The 22767-nt window shown below is 71.3% G+C and carries 19 protein-coding genes; 15 read left to right on the top strand and 4 right to left on the bottom strand.

The window, feature by feature from the left end:
* The first annotated feature begins 70 nt into the window (after positions 1-70).
* The 8 genes from ACWDRW_RS35325 (at position 71) to ACWDRW_RS35290 (ending at position 8748) form a co-directional block, all read left to right on the top strand.
* Positions 71-670: an N-acetylmuramoyl-L-alanine amidase gene (locus ACWDRW_RS35325; protein ID WP_451731014.1), complete on the top strand. Its 600-nt coding sequence runs from the start codon at positions 71-73 to the stop codon at positions 668-670.
* Between the two features lie 169 nt (positions 671-839).
* Positions 840-2108: a GAF domain-containing protein gene (locus ACWDRW_RS35320; RefSeq protein ID WP_451731011.1), complete on the top strand. Its 1269-nt coding sequence runs from the start codon at positions 840-842 to the stop codon at positions 2106-2108.
* Positions 2109-2247: 139 nt separating this feature from the next.
* Positions 2248-3771 (top strand): aldehyde dehydrogenase, encoded by a 1524-nt coding sequence (gene adh / locus ACWDRW_RS35315; protein WP_451731008.1) that lies wholly within the window; start codon positions 2248-2250, stop codon positions 3769-3771.
* Between the two features lie 413 nt (positions 3772-4184).
* Positions 4185-4295, top strand: a complete 111-nt coding sequence (locus ACWDRW_RS35310; protein WP_451731005.1) for a keywimysin-related RiPP — start codon at positions 4185-4187, stop codon at positions 4293-4295.
* A 26-nt stretch (positions 4296-4321) separates the two neighbouring features.
* Positions 4322-6172, top strand: coding sequence for a lasso peptide isopeptide bond-forming cyclase (locus ACWDRW_RS35305; RefSeq protein ID WP_451731002.1), 1851 nt, complete (start codon positions 4322-4324; stop codon positions 6170-6172).
* 37 nt (positions 6173-6209) lie between these two features.
* On the top strand, positions 6210-6464 hold the full coding sequence (locus ACWDRW_RS35300; RefSeq protein WP_451731000.1) for a lasso peptide biosynthesis PqqD family chaperone: 255 nt from the start codon (positions 6210-6212) through the stop codon (positions 6462-6464).
* Complete coding sequence (locus tag ACWDRW_RS35295; protein WP_451730998.1) at positions 6461-6898, top strand: lasso peptide biosynthesis B2 protein; 438 nt, start codon at positions 6461-6463, stop codon at positions 6896-6898. Before ACWDRW_RS35300 ends, ACWDRW_RS35295 begins: the two co-directional genes overlap by 4 nt.
* Positions 6895-8748 carry an ABC transporter ATP-binding protein gene (locus tag ACWDRW_RS35290; RefSeq protein ID WP_451730995.1) on the top strand — a complete coding sequence of 618 codons (1854 nt, stop codon included), beginning with the start codon at positions 6895-6897 and terminating at the stop codon, positions 8746-8748. The genes ACWDRW_RS35295 and ACWDRW_RS35290 overlap by 4 nt, the downstream gene beginning before the upstream one ends.
* Before the next feature lie 71 nt (positions 8749-8819).
* On the opposite strand, the gene ACWDRW_RS35285 is transcribed toward ACWDRW_RS35290, so the two are convergent.
* Positions 8820-10658, bottom strand: coding sequence for an ABC transporter ATP-binding protein (locus ACWDRW_RS35285; RefSeq protein WP_451730992.1), 1839 nt, complete (start codon positions 10656-10658; stop codon positions 8820-8822).
* Between the two features lie 210 nt (positions 10659-10868).
* On the opposite strand from ACWDRW_RS35285, the gene ACWDRW_RS35280 reads away from it, so the two are divergent.
* The 5 genes from ACWDRW_RS35280 (at position 10869) to ACWDRW_RS35260 (ending at position 16923) form a co-directional block, all read left to right on the top strand.
* Positions 10869-11540, top strand: a complete 672-nt coding sequence (locus tag ACWDRW_RS35280) for a HEAT repeat domain-containing protein (RefSeq protein ID WP_451730989.1) — start codon at positions 10869-10871, stop codon at positions 11538-11540.
* Positions 11541-11543: 3 nt separating this feature from the next.
* Complete coding sequence (locus ACWDRW_RS35275) at positions 11544-12548, top strand: HEAT repeat domain-containing protein (RefSeq protein ID WP_451730987.1); 1005 nt, start codon at positions 11544-11546, stop codon at positions 12546-12548.
* A 194-nt stretch (positions 12549-12742) separates the two neighbouring features.
* Positions 12743-14659: a protein-arginine deiminase domain-containing protein gene (locus ACWDRW_RS35270; protein ID WP_451730985.1), complete on the top strand. Its 1917-nt coding sequence runs from the start codon at positions 12743-12745 to the stop codon at positions 14657-14659.
* A gap of 86 nt (positions 14660-14745) precedes the next feature.
* On the top strand, positions 14746-15810 hold the full coding sequence (locus tag ACWDRW_RS35265) for a hypothetical protein (RefSeq protein ID WP_451730982.1): 1065 nt from the start codon (positions 14746-14748) through the stop codon (positions 15808-15810).
* Between the two features lie 3 nt (positions 15811-15813).
* Positions 15814-16923, top strand: a complete 1110-nt coding sequence (locus tag ACWDRW_RS35260) for a hypothetical protein (protein ID WP_451730980.1) — start codon at positions 15814-15816, stop codon at positions 16921-16923.
* Between the two features lie 66 nt (positions 16924-16989).
* Here the strand turns inward: ACWDRW_RS35260 and ACWDRW_RS35255 are convergent, their stop codons facing one another.
* Positions 16990-17508 (bottom strand): GbsR/MarR family transcriptional regulator, encoded by a 519-nt coding sequence (locus ACWDRW_RS35255; RefSeq protein ID WP_451730977.1) that lies wholly within the window; start codon positions 17506-17508, stop codon positions 16990-16992.
* Positions 17509-17599: 91 nt separating this feature from the next.
* Here ACWDRW_RS35255 and ACWDRW_RS35250 point away from each other — a divergent pair, with 91 nt between their 5' ends.
* Both ACWDRW_RS35250 and ACWDRW_RS35245 read left to right on the top strand, forming a co-directional pair.
* The gene (locus tag ACWDRW_RS35250) at positions 17600-18514 is read left to right on the top strand and encodes an ATP-binding cassette domain-containing protein (protein ID WP_451730974.1); all 915 of its coding nucleotides are present in this window, start codon (positions 17600-17602) and stop codon (positions 18512-18514) included.
* Complete coding sequence (locus ACWDRW_RS35245; RefSeq protein WP_451730972.1) at positions 18511-20118, top strand: ABC transporter permease; 1608 nt, start codon at positions 18511-18513, stop codon at positions 20116-20118. The genes ACWDRW_RS35250 and ACWDRW_RS35245 overlap by 4 nt, the downstream gene beginning before the upstream one ends.
* 158 nt (positions 20119-20276) lie before the next feature.
* On the opposite strand, the gene ACWDRW_RS35240 is transcribed toward ACWDRW_RS35245, so the two are convergent.
* Both ACWDRW_RS35240 and ACWDRW_RS35235 read right to left on the bottom strand, forming a co-directional pair.
* Positions 20277-21200 carry an SDR family NAD(P)-dependent oxidoreductase gene (locus ACWDRW_RS35240; protein ID WP_451730969.1) on the bottom strand — a complete coding sequence of 308 codons (924 nt, stop codon included), beginning with the start codon at positions 21198-21200 and terminating at the stop codon, positions 20277-20279.
* A gap of 28 nt (positions 21201-21228) precedes the next feature.
* Positions 21229-22767, bottom strand: a 1539-nt coding sequence (locus ACWDRW_RS35235) for a thioesterase domain-containing protein (protein ID WP_451730966.1), incomplete at its 5' end; no start/stop codon positions are given.

Genomic DNA, 22767 nt, shown 5'->3' with positions numbered 1-22767 from the left:
CCTCGACCAACCCACCCCTGCGACCACTCCACCCCGCCCCACCCCCTCGGCAGAGAGGCGCACCTTCCGCATGGAACAGGCACGACCCCGGACCAACAGACGAAGACTGTTGAAGGGCGCCGCACTGGCCGCGTTACCGTACGGGCTGCTCCCCGGCCCGCAGGCCGACGCCCAGATCCAGGCCCCCGACCACCCCAGTGCCGAATGGCAGCGGGCGAGCAGCGCCAACTTCACCACCGCGCGACGGCCTGCGGAGTACCCGATCGACCTGGTGATCGTCCATGTCACACAGACCGACTTCGCCGGCACCCTGCGCGTCTTCCAGAACTCGAGGAAGAAGGTGTCCACGCACTACGTCGTCCGTTCCGCCGATGGACATGTGGCGCAGTGCGTCCGGGAGTCGGACATCGCCTGGCACGCGGGGAACTGGGCCTACAACACGCGCAGCATCGGCATCGAACACGAAGGGTGGGTGGACCGGCCCGCGTATTTCACGGACGCGATGTATGAGAGGTCGGCGGCGCTGACCGCGGCGATCTGCTCCAGGCACGGCATTCCCAGAGACAGGAGACACATCATCGGGCACTACGAGGTGCCGGGCACCGACCACACCGATCCCGGGCCGCGCTGGGACTGGGGGCGCTACATCCGGCTCGTCAAGGCCGCCTGAGCGAGACAACCGGCCCGTCGACCGAACCAAGCAGCCCGTCGTTCCAGCCAAGCGGCCCGTCGTTCGAGCCAAGCGGCTCGTCGTTCGAGTGACGACGGTCGAAACGGTTGTCCGCGCGCGTACTCGGAGTGACGATGTCCCCAGCCGCATCGCCGTCCGGGAGGCCGAGTTGACCGATCCATGGGTGGCCCTGGAGCCGGGGGCCGACCCTGCCGAGCGCGCGCGGATGCTGCGCCGCGCGCATGAGACGTTCACGGCGGCGGGCACCGTGCCGAAGCCGGTGCGTGCCGTGGTGGCCGACTCGTGGCGGCGTTCGGCGAGAGCGGGCGTCGGGCCGGACGGCACGGCGAGCGTGGAGCTCGGGGACGGCGACCTCGGTGCCTACCGGGCGGAGCATCCGCTGGCCCGGGTGATGCCTCTGTTCCGGGAACTCATGGGCTCGTTCGCGGCGGACGGGGAGCATCTGCTCGCGGTGTGCGACGAGCACGGCAGGCTGCTGTGGGTCGAGGGGCACGCCTCCACCCGGCGACAGGCGGGGCGGATGAACTTCGTCCCCGGGGCGCGCTGGTCGGAGACGGCGGTCGGGACGAACGCCCCGGGTACGGCGGTCGCGGTGGACCGGCCGGTGCAGGTGTTCTCGGCCGAGCACTTCATCCGGCGGGTGCAGCCGTGGACGTGCGCGGCGGCGCCGGTGCACGATCCGCGCACCGGGCGGGTGCTCGGGGCCGTGGACATCACCGGCGGTGACGGTCTCGCGCATCCGCACAGCCTGGGCTTCGTGCAGGCGGTGGCGCGGGCGGCCGAGTCCCAACTGGCCCTGCTCCTCCCGGCGGCGCCCGCCGCCGACACGCACGAGCTGTCCGCGCTGGGCAGAGACGAGGCCCAACTGATCACGGACGGCCGCAGGATCAGGCTCAGCCGACGGCACAGCGAGATCGTCGTGCTGCTCGCCCGGCACCCGGAGGGCCTGACCGGTGACGAGCTGCTGTGCGCGCTGTACGAGGATGAGTCGGTGACGCCGGTGACGCTGCGGGCCGAACTCGCGCGGCTGCGGCGGACGCTCGGCCCCGGTCTGCTGGGCTCGCGGCCGTACCGGCTCACCGTGCCGGTGGAGTCCGACGTCTCCCTGGTCGAGCGGCGGCTGGCGGCGGGGGCGGTCAGCGCGGCGGCGACGTCGTACCGCGGGCCGTTGCTGCCCGGCTCCCAGGCCCCTGCGGTGGCACGGATCAGGCGCCGGGTGGCCGACGGACTGCGTACGGCGTTGATCGCCCACCGGGACCCCGACCTGCTGGCGGACTGGGCGCACGCGCCCTGGGGCGAGGACGACCTCGACGTGTGGCGAGCGCTGGCGGCCGTACGCCCGACGGCGTCGGTGCGCTCCCGCCTGGCGGCCCTGGAGGCGGAGCTGGCGGCTCCACCGAGCCGGACGGCGCGCTGAACGTCGTACGCGCACCACCGGACCCGCACCTCACCGCAGGCCCCCTTTCCGCGCAACGTCCTTGCAACCTCGCCCTGCCTAGCCTCGCGGCGAGAGCTGTCCAACGGCGGGCAGCGCTGTTGCAGGGAGGCAGGCCGGCATGACCCGTTACGCGGCACCCGGGACCGAGGGCGCGATCGTCTCCTACCAGTCGCGCTATGACCACTTCATCGGCGGCGAGTACGTGCCGCCGGTTCGGGGGCAGTACTTCGAGAACCCCTCACCGGTGAACGGGCAGCCGTTCACCGAGATCGCGCGCGGTACGGCGGAGGACGTGGAGCGGGCGCTGGACGCGGCGCACGCGGCCGCCCCGGGGTGGGGCCGTACGTCGGTGGCGGAGCGCTCCGACATCCTGCGGAAGATCGCCGACCGGATGGAGGCGAACCTGGAGGCGCTCGCGGTCGCCGAGAGCTGGGAGAACGGCAAGCCGGTGCGCGAGACGCTGGCGGCCGACATCCCCCTGGCGATCGACCACTTCCGCTACTTCGCGGGAGCGATCCGGGCGCAGGAGGGTTCGCTGAGCGAGATCGACGACGACACGGTGGCGTACCACTTCCATGAGCCGCTCGGCGTGGTCGCGCAGATCATTCCGTGGAACTTCCCCATTCTGATGGCGACATGGAAGCTCGCCCCGGCGCTGGCGGCGGGCAACGCGGTCGTGCTCAAGCCGGCCGAGCAGACCCCGGCGTCCATCCACTTCTGGCTGAGCCTGATCGCCGATCTGCTGCCGCCGGGTGTCGTCAATGTCGTGAACGGCTTCGGTGTGGAGGCGGGCAAGCCGCTGGCGTCGAGCCCGCGGGTGGCGAAGGTGGCGTTCACCGGGGAGACCACGACCGGCCGGCTGATCATGCAGTACGCCTCGGAGAACATCACCCCGGTGACGCTCGAACTCGGCGGCAAGTCCCCGAACATCTTCTTCGAGGACGTGTGGCGGGCGGACGACGACTTCCGCGACAAGGCGCTCGAGGGCTTCACGATGTTCGCGCTCAACCAGGGCGAGGTGTGCACCTGTCCGTCGCGGGCCCTCGTCCAGAACGGGCACTACGGCGACTTCATGGCGGCGGCGGTCGCCCGCACCGAGCTGATCAAGACCGGTCATCCGCTCGACACGGACACGATGATCGGCGCGCAGGCGTCCAACGACCAGTTGGAGAAGATCCTTTCCTACCTCGACATCGGTCGGCAGGAGGGGGCCCGGGTGCTCACCGGCGGTGAGCGGATCGAGCACGACGGTGAACTCAAGGGCGGCTACTACGTCCAGCCGACGATCTTCGAGGGAAACAACAGGATGCGGATCTTCCAGGAGGAGATCTTCGGCCCTGTGGTCTCCGTGACGTCCTTCGACGACTTCGACGACGCCATCAAGATCGCCAATGACACGCTGTACGGCCTCGGCGCCGGCGTGTGGACCCGCGACGCCAACACCGCGTACCGCGCGGGCCGCGCGATCCAGGCGGGCCGCGTCTGGACGAACTGCTACCACGCCTACCCGGCGCACGCGGCGTTCGGCGGCTACAAGGGTTCGGGGATCGGGCGGGAGACGCACAAGATGATGCTGGAGCACTACCAGCAGACCAAGAATCTTCTCTGTTCCTACAGCCCTCGGAAACTTGGCTTCTTCTAGAGCCTGAACTTGGGTTGCGCGAAGGGGAGCACATCGAGGGCGCGAAGTGCGCCCCGGCGGCGCCCGCCCGTGGCGGCCGTCGGACGCGTCGTGGCAGGTGCGGCGAGCAACTGCCGGAAACGCAAGTCAAAACGTTCATTCGCGCATGCGTACCCCCAGGTCACACAACAATATGGCGCCGGCGTCGGGTGGAATTGGATCGGGTGCAGAACCCAGGGGAATTGGGAATTTGCATATCATCCGAACTCCTCAAAGGGTCTTGCCTTGATCGCGTGCTCTGCAGCTAGCTATTGCTGCGCCCACTTCCTGGCCCGGGTTCCCGATGAACCCCGGGCCGACCGACGGCACATCGGCCAGTCCGCTGGACCGTCGGTCAGGGATGTGGTCGCGCAACCTGCACGTGAGGAGTAGTCATGAAGAAGGCTTACGAGGCACCGACGCTCGTCCGGCTCGGTTCCTTCCGGAAGGACACGGGGCTCCTTGGGCGCGCCGGGAACGACCGGCTGATCCTGAGCAAGAACTGACGACCGACGGTCTCTGACCCGACGTCATGACTGAACTGCACGAAAGTGCGGGGACGGGCCCCGGCGACGCGCACTTCGCGGTCTTCACCGACCGTGCGGACGCGGCCGCCGCGGCCCGCTCCTTCGCCCGCCCCGGAAGCCGGACCCTCGCGCATGCGTCGGGTCGGCCGTGGCTGGTCGGCCACTGGCACGACGACGAGGTAGTCACGGCCAGCGCCGGCGGCGCCTCCCTCGCCGTCATCGGCTGCTGTCCGATCGACGCCGACGATCTGCGGCGCCGGGCCGCACGCTTGCGCGATCTCGCGGAGCTCGACGCGCTGGCCCGGTCCCTCCCCGGCAGTTTCCACCTCATCGGCGCCCTCGACGGACAGATCAGAGTCCAGGGCACCGCCTCCGGACTGCGACTCGTCTTCCACGCGGCGATCGACGGCGTGCGCGTGGCCGCGACCCGCGCCGACCTGCTGGCCACCGTCCTGGGCCTGGAGCCCGACGTGGAGGAACTGGCCGTCCGATTGCTGTGGCCCACCCCGTATCCGCTGTTCGAGACCTCAATGTGGCGCGCGGTCACCGCCGTTCCTCCGCAGGACGCCGTGGTCGTCGCGGCGGACGGGCGCACCGTGCGGCACACCCGGTGGTGGACGCCACCGGAGCCGGTCCAACCGCTCACCGAAGCGGCGCCCCTGATCCGTAGGGCACTGCAGGAGGCCGTCGACGCGCGTACCCGTCAAGGCGGCGTGGTGAGCTGCGACCTGTCGGGCGGCCTGGACTCGACCTCGGTCTGCTTCCTGGCCGACCGCTCCCCCGCCCGCGTGGTGGCCAGTACATGGCCGGGCCGGGATCCGGCGGACACCGACCTGGCCTGGGCCGAGCGGGCGATGGGGCACCTGCCGGACGTCGAGCACGTGGTCTGGGACGCCGACGCCTCGCCGCTGGTCTACGAGGATCTACTCGGCATCGACGACCTCCTCGACGAGCCCACCATCGGCGTCATGGACCGCTCCCGCGTCCTGCACCACCTGCCCGGCCTGGCCGCACGAGGCAGCCGGGTGCACCTGACCGGCATCGGCGGCGACCACGTGGCATGGTGCTCCGAGGCGTACTACCACCGGCTGCTGCGCACCCGTCCGCTGTTCGCCCTGCGCCAGTTGCGCGGCTTCCGGGCGCTGTGGCAATGGCCGCTCGGCGGCACGCTCCGCGCTCTCGCCGACTTCCGGCCGTACGGGAAGTGGCTCGCCGACGCCGCCGGTGGCCTACGGGGCCCGCTGCCCCCGTCCGTCGCAACGGGTCTCGGCTGGGGCATGTCCCCCCGCCTGTTCGGCTGGGTGACGCCGGAGGCCGAGCGGATGGCCCGCCGGGCACTCATCGACGCCGCGGCGACGGCCTCTCCGCTGCATCCGGACCGTGGGGTGCACAGCGACCTGGAGCAGATCCGCTCGTGCACCCGCGTCATCCGGCAGTGGGACCGGATGGCGGCCCGCGCCGGCCTGCCGATGGCCTCTCCCTTCCTCGATGACCGCGTCATCGAGGCGTGTCTCGCGGTACGTCCGAGCGAGCGCGTCACGCCCTGGCGGTACAAGCCCGTCCTGAGCGCCGCGATGCGCGGGATCGTGCCCGAGGAGTGCCTGCAGCGCAGCAACAAGGCGACGGCCTCCATGGACGCCTCCAACGGGCTGCGTGAACACCGCGCCGACCTGCTGGCCCTGTGGGAGGACTCACGGCTGGCGGAGCTGGGCCTGGTGGACGGCGCGGAGCTGCGCCGCCTCGCCCGGCGGCCCGCCTCCCCGGGGCTCTCCGACGCCATCCTCTACTCCACGATCGCCGCGGAGGTGTGGCTGCGCGGACTCACCCGCGACCGCGCCCGTATCCCGAAACCCTGACCGCAACCCCTGTCCAACACGTCAGAAAGGCCCTCACATGCCCCTGCGGTTCGGCGCCAACGTCTCCACGGCCGAGACCGACTACGGCACGGTACTGCTGGACGAACAGGCAGGTTCCTACTGGGAGTTGAACCCGACGGCCACCGTGGTGGTGCGGACGCTGCTGGACGGCGGCGAGGAGGCGGACGCGGCCGCCGCCCTGGTCCAGGAGTTCGACATCGACCGGGCGCAGGCCCTGCAGGATGTCGAGACACTCGTACGGGAACTGCGCGACTCGGGGCTCGCCTCATGACGACGCCCAGCGCGCTCGAGCGGCCCACCGGGGTGTCCCTGGCCCGACGCCTCACCGCCCGCCTCGTCCTGCTCCCCGCCGTCGCCCTCGCCCTGCTGCCGCCCCGCCACATCCGGACCGTGCTCGGCATCCTGCGGCGCGGCGCCGCGCCCGCGACCACCGCGCAGGCCCAGATCGCGCGCGACGCCATGTGCGCCGCCAGCCTGCGCTGCGCCGGACCGAAGGGGTGCCTGCCGCGCTCCCTGGGAGCGGCACTGCTGTGCCGGCTCGGCGGAACATGGCCGACCTGGTGCACCGGCGTACGGGTCACCCCGCCCTTCACCGCTCACGCCTGGATCGAGGCTGAAGGCAGTCCCGTCGGCGAGGGAGTCCCGCAGGGCTACTTCGCCCGGCTAGTGGCAGTCGGCCCGTTGACACGCGCTGGGGAACGATGACGGGCGTGACGGTCCCGCACGGCGGCCGGGCCACGGTCACCGAAGCGGACAGGTCCACCCTGGCGGCGGTGGCCACGATGTACCGGCTCACCGCCGGGCATCGGAGCTCCATCGCCGTCGCCACCGGACTGACGCTCGTGGGCTCCGCCCTGGGACTGGCCCAGCCACTCGTCGCCAAGCAGGTCGTCGACGCGAGCGGCCACGGACAGGTCATCTGGCCGCTGCTGGCACTCCTGGGCACGCTCTTCGTCGTCGAGGCGGCGACGGGGGCCGCAGGACGCTTCCTTCTGGAACGGATGGGCGAAGGCGTCGTACGGCAACTCCGGCACGGGCTGGTGAATCGGCTGCTGCGGCTGGAGATGAGGGAGTACGACAGACACCGGGGCGGCGACCTCATCTCCCGGGTGACGGCCGACACCACATTGCTGCGGGAGGTCGTCTCGCAGGCTCTGGTCGACCTCGTGACGGGAAGCCTTATCGCCATCGGCGCCATCGCCCTCATGGCGTGGCTGGACCTTCTGCTGCTGCTCCTGGTCGCCGCGACCGTGGCAGCGGCGGCGGTGGTGGTCGCCTCACTGCTCACGGGCATCAGGAACGCGTCCGAACACATGCAGGGCTCGGTCGGTGCCGTCGCCGCCGACATGGAACGCGCCCTGGGCGCCCTGCCGATGGTCCGCGTGCACGGCGCCGAGGAGCGCGAGGCGGCCGGCATCGGCACCCGAGTGGAGGCGGCCTACGGGGCGGGGGTGCGCACCGCGAAGCTCGCCTCGGTGATGAGCTCCGCCGTCGAACTCGCCGTCCAGGGCTCCTTCCTCATCGTCCTGGTCGTCGGCGGCCTGCGCGTGGGCGGTCATGCCGGTTCCCTCGGTGACCTCGTGGCGTTCCTGCTGTACGCCTCGTACCTCGTCCTGCCGCTGTCCTCCGTCTTCCGCGCCGTGGGCCTGATCCAACGCGGGATGGGCGCCTACCAGCGCATCGACGAGGCACTCCACCTTCCGGTGGAGCCCACCGGGCCCCAGATCCCGAAAGAGCGCGCACCCACACCGCGGCCGGCCCGGCCGTCCGGCTCCCACGAGCAGCCCGTCCTCGCCCTGCGCGACGTTTACTTCGGCTACGACCCGGCGCGGCCGGTTCTGCGCGGCGTCTCGTTCGCTGTCCCGAAGCGCCGGCAGGTCGCCCTGGTAGGCCCGTCCGGCGCCGGCAAGAGCACGGTGTTCGCCCTGGTAGCGCGGTTCTACGAGCCGGATGCGGGCACCTTGCTCTTCGATGGGCGGCCCGCGACCGAACTCACCCGTGACGCCTGCCGCCGCGGTATCGCCGTGGTCGACCAGAACACCCATGTCGTCCACGGCACCCTGCGCGACAACATCACCTACGCGGTGCCCGACGCCACGGAGGCGGAGATCCGGCGCGTCGTCGAACTGGCCAGGCTCGAGGAGGTCATCGACCGGCTGTCCGGGGGCCTGGCCGCTGTCATCGGTGAGCGCGGCAGCAACCTCTCCGGCGGTGAACGTCAGCGCGTCGCACTCGCGCGAGCGTTGTTGGCGCGCCCTTCGCTGCTCCTGCTGGACGAGCCCACCTCCCACCTCGACGCGATCAACGAATCGGCGCTCACCGGCGTCCTGAAGGACGTCGCCCAGGAGTGTGCCCTGCTGGTCATCGCCCATCGCCTGTCCACAGTGCAGCACGCCGACCACATCGTGGTGCTCCAGGACGGCCGCACGGCCACCGGCGGACGCCACGAGGAACTGCTGGTCAGCAGCGCCCTCTATCGCGAGCTGGCCGCGAGCCAGATGCTCCGGGCCGGCGGGGACCCCGGGACCGGCGAGCGAGGGCGGACCGACGGTTGAGGCGAGCTCGTCCGCGCCGGTGCAGGTCCCTTGCCGACGTGGCCCTGTGCCTCGTGCCCTGCTCGACCGGGTCACTTTGACCCGGTGCTCGTGACAGGGATCGCGGGGTCCGGATCGGTGCTCTCGCCGAGGAAGCCGCCCGATTGGTGCTGCCACAGTTTGGCGTAGGCACCCTGGGACGCGAGGAGTTGGTCGTGGGTGCCCTGTTCGACGACGTTTCCGCGGTCCAGGACGACGAGGCGGTCCATACCGGCGACCGTGCTGAGGCGGTGGGCCACGACGAGGGCCGTGCGTCCTTCCAGCAGCCTCCACAGGGCGTCCTGGACCAGGAGTTCGCTCTCCGAGTCCAGGGCGCTGGTCGCCTCGTCGAGCAGGAGGATCGGCGCGTCGCGGAGGATGGCCCGGGCAAGGGCGACGCGCTGGCGCTGGCCGCCGGAGAGTTTGACCCCTCGCTCCCCCACCAGGGTGGCGAAGCCGTCGGGGAGTTGGTCGGCGAACTCCGTGACGTGCGCGGCCTCCGCCGCCGCGTGGATCTCCGCGGCGGTGGCGCCGGGCCGGGCGAAGGCGATGTTGTCCCGCAGGCTGCGGTGGAACATGGCGGGTTCCTGTGGGACGTAGGCGAACAGCGAGCGCAGGTCGGTCTGGCGCAGTCGGCTGACGTCCTGACCGCCGATCAGGATGCGGCCGTCGTCGATGTCCGACATGCGCAGCAGGAGCCGGGTGAGCGTGGTCTTGCCGCCGCCGGACCGGCCGACCAGGCCGATCCGCGCGCCCGCGGGCACGTCCAGGTCCAGCCCTCGGAAGATCGGCTGCGCACCGGCGTGGGCGAAGGTCACCGCCTCGAAGCGGATGCCCGTGTCCCGCGGTGCCAGCGGTTCGGGTCGCGCCGGGTCGAGCACGGTGGGCGGGTCCAGCAGCAGTTCGGTGAACTGGGCGGCCTCGGTCATGGAGCTTTCCAGACGCCGGTAGATCTGGTTGAACTCGAACATGATCTCCGTGGCGTTGAAGTAGTACGTGAAAGCGACGACGAGCGCCTCGACTCCCTGGCCCGACCCGGCGAGAGCGATGGCGACCAGCAGACCCAGCACGTTGGTCAGCACGAACATGGGGGCGACCAGGACGTCGACGCGCAGGTTGCCGTAGTCCCATGACCGCAGCGTCAGACGCCTGGACTCCGCGACACGGCTGCGGTGTTCCTCGGCCTCCCGGCGCTCGGCCGCGAACGCGCGGATGGTCTCCATGTTCATGAGGCTGTCGGCGACGTGGCCGGAGACCCGCGCCATCGCCGCCTCACGGGCGTTGACGAGTCTCTGCCGACGCCGGATCAGCGGCGTCGCTGCCACCGCGGTCAGCGCGATCATCACGAGGAGGCCCACCACGAGCATCGGTTCGTAGCTCCACAGCACCACGGCCCCGAACACGAGCGGGACGAGGCTGCCCACGATCCGGTACGTCACGGTGTCGACGAAGTCCTCGAAGCGCTTGCCGAAGCTGAGCACCCGTTTGGTCAGGGAGCCGGCGAAGTTGTCGTGGAAGAACGCCGCGTCCTGGGCCAGGAGTTCGTCCATGCCGCTCACGTACAGGTGCTCCATACCGAGGGCGTCCACGCGGTTCAGGCAGTGCTGTCCGATCCGCCACACGGCCTCGGCGAGCAGCAGCGTCGCGCCGAAGCCCAGGACGTACGGCAGGGCCGAGGCGAGGGTGAGACCGCCGTCCTCGGCTGCCTGCCCCGCCAGTTTGGCGATCAGCAGCGGGGCAACGTAGCGGGTGCCGATGTTGCCCACGGCCGGCAACAGCAGCGCGGGGAAGGCATGCCGTCGCAGGCGCAGGAGTTCCCGGCCGTAGCGGCGCAGGGCCAGAACCACCGCGCTCCTGCCCGGCGTGGGGCCTCGCGTATCTGTTGTCCCCATCACACTCCCGGAGGTTCGGAAGTCGGAAGTGTCCCGTCAAGGGAGGTTTTCAGTCCAGGCAATTACGGCGGACCGGCGATAACCGGACATCGCCGTACGCAGCCTGCGGCACACCCGAACCACGGCACCGCGGAGCGCGACATCCCGTCCCGTTCCGCTTGACCTTGACACGGTGGCAAGCCCTTCACTGTGGCCGAGGAGGGGGTCCCCGTGATCACGTCGAAAGAGGACCCGAACACCATGCACGTTCTTCAGGCGCTGGACCACGCCAGCTCGTCGGTCCGGCTGCAGGCGGCCCTCGCGGCCGGCACGGCGCCCGACCCGGAGTTCATCGGCAAGCTCGTCGAGCGGTGCGCGATCGAGCCCGAGTTCTACGTGCGCGAGATGCTGACATGGGCGCTCACCCGCCATGCCGCCTCGATGACCGTCCCAGCGCTCCTGGTCGAACTCCGCTCGGAGCGTGCGCAGGCGCGGAGCCAGGCCCTGCACACGCTGTCGAAGATCGGGGACCGGTTGGCGTGGCCGGCGATCACCCCGGCGCTGCTGGCCGCCGCCGACGACGAGGTGGCCCGGAGTGCCTGGCGGGCGGCGGTCGTGCTCGTGCCTGAGGGAGAGCAGCGCGAGCTCGCCGTACTGTTGGCGGCGCAGCTCGGGCGCGGTGAACGCGAGACGCGGTTGAGTCTCAGCCGCGCGCTGGTGGCGCTCGGGGAGGTGATGGTGCCGATTCTGGGCGCCGCGGCGACGGACCCCGACCCGCGTGTGCGCGCCCACGCGCTCGCCACGGAACAGCTGTGGCGGGACCCGGACGCGGAGTTCGAGTTCGCGGTCGAGGAGGCGAAGCGCGTCGTAGCCCTCGGCGGGGGCGGACCGGAGGGGCGGTAGGCAGTGTTGATCGGTGACGTCGCGCGGCGGTCCGGGGTCAGCGCGCGCATGCTCAGGCATTACGAGTCGCTCGGGCTGGTGCGGCCTTCCGGTCGCACCGGCTCCGGCTACCGCGAGTACTCCGGGGAGGACATCCGCCGCATCTTCCACATCGAGAGCCTGCGGTCGTTGGGGTTGTCGCTGCGGGACGTCGGGCGCGCGCTCGACGACCCCGGCTTCGCACCCGGGGAGCTCGTCGACGACCTCATCCGCCGGACACGGGATCGCATCGCGGCGGAGACGGAGCTCCTCACGCGGCTCAGCCGGATCGGTGCCGCGGAACCGGCCGGATGGGAGGACGTCCTCCAGATCGTCGCGCTCCTTCAGGCCCTGGGGTCGAAGAGCGCGCAGACGCGGCAGCGCGCGGCCCTCTCCGCGGTCGAGGACGTGCCCGTGCCCGTGGGAGCTCTGGTCGAGGCCGTGCTGAGCGAGCCGGACCCGATCGTCGCCGGAGCCCTGCGGTGGGCTCTGGCGCAGTCGGGCGAGGACGCGCCGACGCTGCTGGCGGAAGGGCTTCGCTCACCCGCGACCGAGGTGCGCAGACGTGCCGTCGAGGCCATCGCCGAGATCGAGGACAGCGCCGCGACCGACCTGCTGCGGGACGCCCTCGACGACCCCGACCTCGTCGTCCGCGGGCATGCGGCTCTGGCGCTCGGGGCAGGTGGAGTCGCCGACGCGGTCCCCACTCTCGTCGAGATGATCGTCGAGGAGAGGAACGACGTCGACGCGGCCGACGCGCTGAGCACGCTGGCGGCTGACCCCGCGTCAGCGGACCGGATCGCCACGCGACTCCTCGACCGCCTCGCCGACGGCGCCACTGCGACGGCCGCACGTCGACGGCTGACCCAGGCGCTCGCGGGGATCCCGGGGATCGCCACGTCGCGTGCCCTGGAGGACCTGTCGCGGGATGAGGACCGTGGCGTCGCGCTCACCGCGACGTACCTCCTCAAGCTGCGCGACGTGCGATGACGTACGCCCTCAAGCTGCGCGGCGCGCGATAGCGCGTCTCCCGCTGGGGGCGTGCTCCGTCAGCCGCAGGAGGTACCGCCACCTGCAATTCCTCATCAAAAAGGATGACTTCGCACCGCACAGCCAACGCACAGCACTCGTTTCGCCTCATTCCCTGCAGCGGGGTTTGACCGCACGGAACGAGAGGACACGAAGTGCGTACGAGACACGCTGCACGGGCGGTACTGGCCCTCACCGCGACGGGAGCGGTGCTCACACCACCCGGCATGGCGTACGCGGAGGAGGAGCCGCCGCGCATCGACCTGCGGGCGGACGTCAACCGCGACGGGCAGGTCGACGTCACGGGTGACACCGACATCGCCGGGGAGAACTCCTGGTCGATCGGTCGGGGTGCGGTCTTCCTGCCCAACATCGACGACGACAGCAAGCGCTGCCCCACCGCCGGCCCGGGCGGCCGCCCGCTGTCCGAGGCCAAACTCACCGCCTGCAACGACGCGTCCGACAAGAAGGTCAACGGCCGTGCGGACGCCGCCGACCTGGCCCGGGTGCGCTCGGTGCCGCTGCGCAACCTGCCGTCCGACGCCAAGGGCAGCGTCAAGGTCACCACGGGAGCCGCGCAGAGCAGGGTCTTCGTCCAGCGCAACGGCGCCTGGGAGCTGGTCACTTCGCAGACCCGGCTGACCCGGGCCGAGCTGCGCGCCGGCATCGAGTTCGGTGTCGAGGGCAAGGATGTGATCCGCGACAGCGCTAAGTGGGACGGGCGCGTGGTGATCCGGCTGAAGGTCACGTCCTCGTCGGGCACCTCCGCCGACTCCGTGACCCTGCGCGCCGCCCCGCTGCTCACCCACCACGCCCTCCAGAACACCCAGCAATTGCTGGTCACGAAGGTCAGCGGCAACGACCCGTGGGCCAAGCGGCAGCGGGCGTTCGTCAAGAAGCTGGAGAAGGAGAGCCAGGCGGCGGGCATCACCAAGCCGCTGGTGACCTTCGAGAAGTACGGCGACATCTGGGCCCAGGACTTCGTCGAGCCGGCCTACCTCAACATGACGGGCCCGGACGGCAAGCAGCGCACGATGCGCGTCATGCTGCGCTCGGCACAGGACCGCGAGGCGGGCCGCGAACTCTACGAGAAGCTGCGCGGCCCCAACGTCGGTGTCGTGCAGGCCAAGGGCCGTGACATGCAGGGCTGGGAGACCCTGAACTCCTACGGCAACCTGGAGACGATCCCGCCCTACGCCCAGGGCGGCCGCTCCTTCCCGGCCGGGCGGGTCATCATGGGCGAGCGCAAGGACGGCAGCGGCGTCAAGCCCTCCAAGGAGATACGCACGATGCTGAAGTCCCAGGGACTTCAGGACCCGCTCCTGCTGGACACCTCATGGCTGCACGTGGGGCACGTCGACGAGTTCGTGCAGTTCCTGCCCGCCGACACCCCGCGCGGCTGGCGGATCGGCATCGCCGACCCCGAGGCCGGGCTGCAACTCCTGCGCGACGCACAGCGCGACGGCCACGGCGCGAAGAAGATGTTCTCCGTGCCCGGCTTCGACGAGCTGCTCCCCCCTGAGGAGACCATCGACGAGGCCCTCGCCTCCCGGCACCTGGTCTCCGACAACGAGATGGCGGCCCGGAAGATCGCGGCCAACCTGGAGATCCTCAAGAAGCAGACGGGCGTCACCGACGAGGAGATCGTCCGCGTGCCCGCCCTCTACACCCGGGGCATCGTGGGGGACAGCGAGGAAACCCGTGTGCCGCTGCTCCGCCGCCTCGGCGGCGACGGCGCCCCGGAGGCCGCCCGGAAGTACGGCCAGCAGCAGTTCCGCGAGGACGCCGAGGGCGCCCGCGCCGCCGCACCCACGGTGATGACCAGCGCCTACGTCCCCGGCGCCGTCAACGGCATCCTGCTCTCCCGCGACCGCTACCTCGCCCCGCGCCAATGGGGTCCCGTCATCGGAGGCAAGGACATCTTCACCGAGGCCGTCACCGCCGCGTACACCGGCGCCGGCATGAAGATCTCGTACGTCGACGACTGGTACACGTACCACCTCGGCATGGGCGAGATCCACTGCGGCACCAACACCCTGCGCGACGCGTCCGGCCTCTGGTGGAAGCCGTAACCGCACCAGTAGTGGCGCCGTGAGACGTCTGTTCACTTGTGGGCGAACGCCTTAAGCTGAGCGGCCTTCGCGTTCTGGGAGGTCTCGTGAACGGTCTCCGTGCGATCTTTCTCTGTCTGGTGACGGCGTGTGCCGTGGTGGTGTCGCCCGCCGCGGCCGTCACGCCCAGCGCGACACCCACGTGGACGGCGCTGCCGGTGCCGCCGGCGGCGTCGTCTCCCGTGACCGTGTCCGACCTCGCCGCCCGCGGGCCCGGGGAGGCCTGGGCGACGGGGTACGAACACGCCTTGGACGGACTGCGGCCGATGCTGTACCGGTGGGACGGCACCGCGTGGAGCCGGGAGAGCTCTTTTCCCGGCGCCGCTGACCTGGGCTGGCTCGGCAAGGTGCAGTTCGTCGGCGAGGAAACGTGGATCTTCCACAACCGCGAGGGGGCCGGGGAGATCCTCATCCGGTCCGCGGACGGGTGGAGTTCCGTACCGCTCCCCCGAACCCTGTGGACCTACCAGGATTTCACCGCCGCACCGGGTGGGGCGTGGGTGGTCGGCGAGGACGACACCGGACTGAAGGTGTTGCACTACGACGGTTCCGCATGGACCCAGCAGGTCACGCCGGACGGGGTGTTGTACCTCATGGGGATCACCGCGCGCACCGCCACCGACGTCTGGGCCTGGGCCGACACCACCAGCGGGAGCACGATCCTGCACTGGGACGGCACGGCCTGGCGGGACGCGCAGGTGGCGCTACCGCCCAACAGCAACGTGCACACGATGCTGCTCGAACCGGCCGGGCGGATCACGATCGGCGGCAGCCAGTACGCCGACGGTGTGGCCCGCACCTACCTGATGTCCTTCAACGGGCATGCCTGGCGCACCAGTTACCCGCCGCTGGGCGACACCTACACCGAGGGCATGGCACGCGCCCGGGACGGCGCGCTGTGGCTGCCGGTGCGCAGCGACCGCGCGTTCCAGTCGAAGTACGCGCGGGTGGACGGCCGCCGTACCACCTTCTCCTACGGCCCGGAACGCACCGGCGCGATCGACGTCAAACCGCGTGAACTGGCTGCCTCGGGCTCCTCGTTGCTGTCCTTCGGGACCGTCGAGATCTACGGCTCGAAACCGAATCCGATGAGTGAGCGGCTGGGAGGCTGATCCGTGTTACGCAGACTTCTCGTCGCGGCCCTCGCCGTTGCCACGACCCTCGTGATGCTGGTGACCTCGGCCGCGGCGGACACCCTGTCCTGGCAGCACGTCCCGGTCCCGGCGCAGGTACGTCCGCAGGCCGGGCTGAACGAGGCCGCCGCGTTCGGTCCCGACCGGGCGTGGGCGGTGGGCGCCGACGCCGTCGGCCGTGAGGCGCCGGGCTTCCCGCTGGTGCTGCGCTGGGACGGCAGCGCGTGGCAGCGCCAGCCGCTGCCCGGGATCGGCTGGCAGGGAGACCTGTTGTCCGTCGCCGGGACCTCGCCCAGCGCGGTCTGGGCGGTGGGCCGCGACTCGGCCGGCGGGGCCCGTCTGCTCCGCTTCGACGGCAGTGCCTGGTCCGAGAGCCGGGCGCTGCGCGGTGTCCTGCTGTCGCGCGTCGTCGCCGGTGGCGGCGAGGTCTGGCTGATCGGTACGCGGGACGGCGTACAGGTGTTGCTGCGGTGGGACGGGCGCGGCTGGCGGGAGGTGCCGGCGCCGCCGGGCGGGGTGTACGGACTGCACATCCTGGCGGTCGACGACGTGTGGGCCGCGGGCGACTCCGCCTCGGGTGCGACCGTGTCGCACTGGGACGGGCAGGCGTGGGAGCAGACCATCGTGAACGGCTTCCCGCGGTCGGCGGTGGGCAGTGTGCTGGCGGTCTCGCCGACGGAGGTGTGGGCGGGCGGCACGGCCGGGTTCGTGGGCGGTCCGCCGGGCAGGCCGATTCCGCCGCTGCTGGTCCGCTTCGACGGGCAGACGTGGAACCGGGTGACCGTGCCCGCCGACTTCGGGGGGATCACCTCACTGGCACCCACCCCGTCCGGCGAGCTGGGCTGGATCTCGGTGGCCAACTCGCAGAAGTGGGGCCCGCCGGGCAGTACACCGCCCCTCGTTCCCGGCCCCGACTTCCTGGCCTGGGACGGACAGTCCTTCGCCGAGTACAGCGAACCGGCCGTGCCCGGCGAGGGCGACTCCCGGACGCTGCGGCTGACGCCGGTGCCGGGGACGGAGACGGTGTGGTCGGTCGGCCGCGCCTCCGGGCCGGAAAACACCTTCGCCCCGCGGATTCTGCGCTTCGGCTGAGCCGATGTTCGGCCGGGCCGACAAGGAGGGAGGCCGCGTCCGCCGCGGACACGGCCTCCCTCCGCGTCAGGCTCCAGAGGCCCGGTACTCCCGCCAATCGGCGACGATCTGCTCGAGTTTGGGCATGACGAAGAGGCCGAACTCCCGCATGTCCATCAGTCGGGCGCGGCCGGCGGTGTTGGACTCGTCGAGCAGGTCGATGTCCTCCATGGCGGCCTTCGCGAACTCCCGGAGCCACAGGCTGCGGATGGCGAAGACGTCGGGCCAGGGGTCCTCGCGGACGCGGTAGAGGTCACGGCGGGAGCCGGGCTGGTTCTCCCGGCTGATCAGGCCGATCCGGACAAGGCTCTGCAGCGCCGTGGAGACGGTGCCGGAGCTGATGGAAAGGAACTGGCCGATCTCGGCGGCGGTCAGCGCGCCGTTCGGGGACACCAGTAGGGCGGCGAAGACGCGTGCGGACATGCGGGGCAGTCCCGTCTCGGCGAACCGGCTCGCCAGCCGCTCCACGGCTCGGGCCTCCCCCTCCGCCGCCCACTGCGATCCCGCGGGCGCTTCGTTCGCTGATTCTGCTCTGCCTGTGGACACGTGTAGGGCACCTCCTGAACCCACCCTAACCGGCCATTCGAACTTCTTCCAGTTCTCGCAAATTTCAAAATATCCAAGTACAGTTAAAATCATGACGCCACCTATCTCAATCTCCTCACTGGTCAAGACGTTCGGACCCGTCCGAGCCCTTGACGGTCTCGACCTCAGCGTGGAGGCCGGGGAGGTGCACGGTTTCCTCGGCCCCAACGGCGCGGGCAAGACGACGGCCATCCGCGTCCTGCTGGGGCTCCTGCGGTACGACAGCGGCAAGGTGACGCTGCTGGGCGGCGAACCGTGGGCGGACGCCGTCGAATTACACAAGCGGCTGGCGTACGTCCCCGGCGACGTGACCCTCTGGCCGACCCTCTCCGGCGGCGAGGTCATCGACCTGCTGGGCCGGCTGCGCGGCACCACGAGCCGGAAGCGGCGGGACGAGCTGATCGAGCGCTTTGAACTGGACCCGAAGAAGAAGGGCCGCGCCTACTCCAAGGGCAACCGGCAGAAGGTGGCGCTGGTGGCCGCCCTCGCCTCCGACGTCGAACTCCTCATCTTCGACGAACCCACTTCGGGCCTCGACCCGTTGATGGAGTCCGTCTTCCAGGACTGCATCGACGAGGAGCGCCGCCGCGGCCGTACGGTGCTGCTCTCCAGCCACATCCTCTCCGAGGTGGAGCGGCTCTGCGACCGCGTCAGCATCATCCGCGGCGGCCGTACGGTGGAGTCCGGCACCCTCGCCGGACTGCGCCACCTCACCCGCACCTCCATCCGTGCCGAACTGACCGAACCCGTCGGCGGCCTCTCCCGCCTGCCCGGCGTGCACAACGTGCGCATCGGTGACGACGAGCGCACGGTCACCTTCGATGTCGACTCCGGCGACCTCAACACGGCCGTACAGCATCTGACGACCCTCGGGCTGCGCGGTCTGGTCAGCCAACCGCCCACCCTGGAAGACCTGTTCATGCGCCATTACACGACCGTGCCGGACCGGGCGGAGGCCGCGCGGTGAGGGACTACGCGGGCACCTGGACGCTGCTGCGTCTCGCCCTCCGGCTCGACCGGGTGCGGGCGAGCGCCTGGATCCTCGGCATCGTGCTGTTCACCACCGCGTCCGCGCAGAGCAACAACGACCTGTACAGCACGGCCGAGGAACGGCAGAACCTCGCCGAGACGGTCGAGACGAACCCGGCCATGCTCGCCCTCGGCGGCCGCGCCTTCGACCTGACCACGACCGGCGGGATCAACGCCTACCAACTGGTCGCCTTCATGGCCACGATCATCGGCCTGATGAGCATCCTCATGGTGGTACGGCACACCCGCGCCGAAGAGGAAAGCGGCCGGGCGGAGCTGGCCGGTTCGGCGGTCCTCGGCCGCAAGGCCTGGCTCGCCAGCTCCCTGCTGCTCGTCACCGGGATGAACCTGGTCATCGCGCTGCTCCTCGGGCTGGGGCTGCGCAACACCGATCTGCCCGCCGTCGGTTCCTGGGCGTTCGCGCTCGGCTGCGCGGGGGTCGGCGTGTTCTTCGCCGTCGTCGCCGGGATCACCGCTCAGCTGACCGACCACGCCCGCTCCGCCACCGGCCTCGCCTCCGCCGTCCTGGGCCTCGCGTATCTGCTGCGCGCCGTCGGAGACGCGGCCAGCGCCACCGATGGCGGCATGTCCTGGCTGACGTGGCTCTCCCCCATCGGCTGGGCCGAGATGATGCGCCCGTACACCGACGAGAACTGGGCGGTCGGACTGCTGTTCATCGGCGCCGTCGCCGTCCTGGTCGCCGCGGTCGGCGTGCTCATCAGCCGGCGGGACATCGGCTCCGGAGTGCTGCCGCCCTCGCTCGGGCCGGTGGAGGCGTCCCCCGCGCTGCGCTCCCCCCTCGCCCTCGCCTGGCGTCTGCAGAAGGGCTCCATGCTGGGCTGGGCGCTCGCCTTCCTCATCGTCGGGGCGGCGTTCGGCGGAGTCGCGGACGGCATGGTCGACGTGGCCGAGGACAACCCCAACATCGACGAGCTGCTGCGCGACCTCGGTGGCAGCGGCAGCATCGTCGACGTCTTCCTGGCCACCATCACCTCGCTCATCGCCGTCATCGTCGGCGCCTACGCCGTCCAGTCGGCGCTGCGGCTGTCCGGCGAGGAGTCCGCCCACCGGATCGATCCGGTGCTGTCGACGGCCGTACGACGCGTGAACTGGGCGGCCAGTCATCTCACGGTCGCCGCCGTCGGCTCCGTGGTCATGCTCACCTCGGCCGGACTCGCGGCCGGCCTGGCCCACGGCCTCAACAGCGGCGACGTCACGGGCGAGGTGCCCCGCGTCCTGGGCGCCGCGCTGGCCCAGGTGCCCGCGGTATGGACGCTGATCGGACTGTGCGCGTTGCTGTTCGGGCTGCTCCCGCGCTATACCGCCGTCGCCTGGGTGGTGCTGGCCTTCGTCCTGGTCGTCGGCCAGTTCGGGGAGGTACTGAAGGTCGACCAGACCGTCATGAACCTCTCCCCCTTCACCCATGTCCCGGATCTGCCGTCGGCGGACTTCCGGGCGACACCCCTGCTCCTGCTCGCACTCCTCGCGGTCGCGCTCGTCGCGGCCGGGCTGAGCGGCTTCCGGCGACGCGACCTGGCCTGAGACCCGAGCGCCGTCCGACCCGGTTCACCGGCGGGCGGCCCGGCCGATGCGGCCCACCTCCCCCGGGGTCGCATCGGCGTCCGGGGCCACCACGCGGGCTCTCCCCCGTCCCGCGTGATGGCCCCGGCCCTTCGGGTTCGGTGGGGCCTTCCACGGCCTCAGTGGGTCTTGCCGCCCGAGCGGGCCGCCTCCCGCATCTGCGCCGCCACATGGCGAGCGATGCGACGGTCGTGCTCCGTCTCCGGGGGCAGCGCCGTGAACAGCGCCTTGGACCGGGCGGCCAGCGGCTCCGCGACACTCCGGTCGGTGATGACGTACGGTTTCCCGGACCGTACGCCCTCGACCACCATGTCCCCCACCGCCTCCGGGGACAGCCCGAGTTGCCGCAGATAGAAGTCCTGCTCGGTGAGGAGCCGTTCCCGGTCCTCCTCCTGCTCGGTGGTGAGGCCGAGATCCCCGGTGATCCGGCGGCGCGCCGCCCGGTTGGTGGCGACCATGTTCGTGGCCACCAGCCCCGGGCAGAGCACCGTCACCCCGATGGGATGGCCTTCGTAACCCAACTGCCGGGCGAGCCCCTCGGAGAGGCCGATCACCCCGGCCTTGGTGCCCTCGTACATGTAGCCCCCCTGCCCGCCCTGGGGCGCGAGCCCCGCGGTCGAGCCGGTGTTGACGATGTGGGCCGGCTCACCCCGGGCGATCATGCGGGGCAGGAAGGTCTGGAGGCCGTTGACCACGCCGCCGATGTTGACGCCGAGGATCAGGTCCCACAGCTCGTAGCTCATCGCGCTGACGGGGTAACTGCCGCCGACGCCCGCGTTGTTGCACAGCAGCGACACCGGGCCGAGGCGCTCCTCGGCCTCGTCCGCCACCCGGGCGAACGCCTCCCGGTCGGTGACGTCCAGGACGAAGCCGGCCACCTCGGTCACCGCCGACAGTTCGGCCCCGGCCGAGGCCAGCGCGTCCGTGTCGATGTCGGCGAGAGCGAGCCGTACGCCCTCCTTGGCGAAGGCCCGGGCCAGGCCGAGGCCGATGCCCTGGGCTCCGCCGGTGATGAAGGCGGTCCTTCCGGCGAGTTCGAGCACTGCCGCTCCTCAAGTCGGTGGATGGGTGTCACATGCGCTCGGGAAGGTCCCGCAGCCAGGCGTCGACGGCACGGGCGGTGTCCGCCGCGTGCGCCGCCTCCATCAGCGTGAAGTGGTCGCCGGGCACCTCGACGGCCGTGTGCTCGTAGCCCCACTCGGCGCGCCGCCGCGAGCCCTCGGGGCCGAGCGGGTCGGCCGCCCGGACCAGCAAGGTGGGAGCCGCCAACTCCGCCTGACGGAAGTCCAGGTAGAGATAGCGGGCGCGGGCGGTGACCCAGGCGTCGCCCCAGTTCTCGCTCTGGTGATCGCTCTCCCCGACCCGGTCCATCAGACCGCTCAGCACACTGGCCGCCCACGGGTCGACGTCGAAACCGCCGGCCGTGTCCCACCAGTGCGTGTCGATCATCACCAGCGCGGCAGGCCCGGAGTCCGTCTCCTCCAGGTGCCGGGCGACCGCGCTCGCGATCAGACCCCCGCTGGAATAGCCGAGCAGGGCGTACGGCTCGTCCCCCGCGTTCTGGCGGATCGCCTCCGCCAGCGTGCGCACCAGGGCGCCCAGGTCGGCCGGGATCGGCTCGCCGGTCATGAACCCCGGCAGGGAGAGGGCCGAGACGGAACGGCTGTCGCCGAGCGCGGCGGCGAAGGACAGGTACTGGTAGACGCTGGGCTTCCAGGCGAAGGTCGGGAAGCAGATCAGCTGGGGCGAGCGGCCGCCCCGGGCCAGCGGGGTGAGTTGCGGCAGCTTGGCCAGCTCGGCCGGCCCGGTGAAGGACTCACGGAAGCCGGCCGCCGTCCGCAGCACCGTGCTGATCTCCGTGAACCGGCCCTCACGACAGGCCTTGACGAAGATCCCGCTGAGCGAGTCGGGATCCATGGCCCGCGCCTCCACCGGGGCCGCGGCCACCACCTCGCCGCCCTCGACCTCCGCGGACAGGTACCGGGCCAGCGCCTCCGGCGTACGGTGCTCGAAGATCAGCGTCGCGGGCAGCGCCAGACCGGTGACGGCGCCGAGCCGGTTGCGCAGCTCGACGGCGGTGAGCGAGTCGAAGCCCAGGGAGGAGAACTCGCGCGTCGCGTCCAGCGCGGCGGCGTCGGAGTGGCCGAGCACCGCGGCGACATGGCTGCGGACCAGCTCCCCCAGCACCTCCTCCCGGCCCGCCCGGTCCAGCCCGGCGAGCCGCCCGGACAGCGCCGAGGCCGACTCGACCACCTCGTTGGCCGCGGTCCCGCGCCGCCGCCGGGCGGACGTGACCAACTCCCGCAGGAACGGCGGCACCTGCTGAGCGGCACGGTCTCGCAGTCCCGCCGGGTCGAGCGCGGCGGCCACCGCCACCGCGCCGTCCACACCGGTGGCCGCGTCGAACACGGCCAGCCCACGCTCCGTGCTCAGCGGCAGCATCCCGCCCTGAGCCATCCGGGCCTGCTCCTGTTCTCCGAGGTTGCTGGTCAGGGCACTGGTCTCGGCCCAGAAGCCCCAGGCGAGGGAGGTGGCGGGCAGGCCTTGGGCGCGGCGGTGGTGGGCGAGGGCGTCGAGGAAGGTGTTGGCGGCGGCGTAGTTGGCCTGCCC

It is taken from the genome of Streptomyces sp. NPDC003635 (genome assembly GCF_053587635.1).
This window is presented reverse-complemented; position numbering and strand designations above follow the sequence as displayed.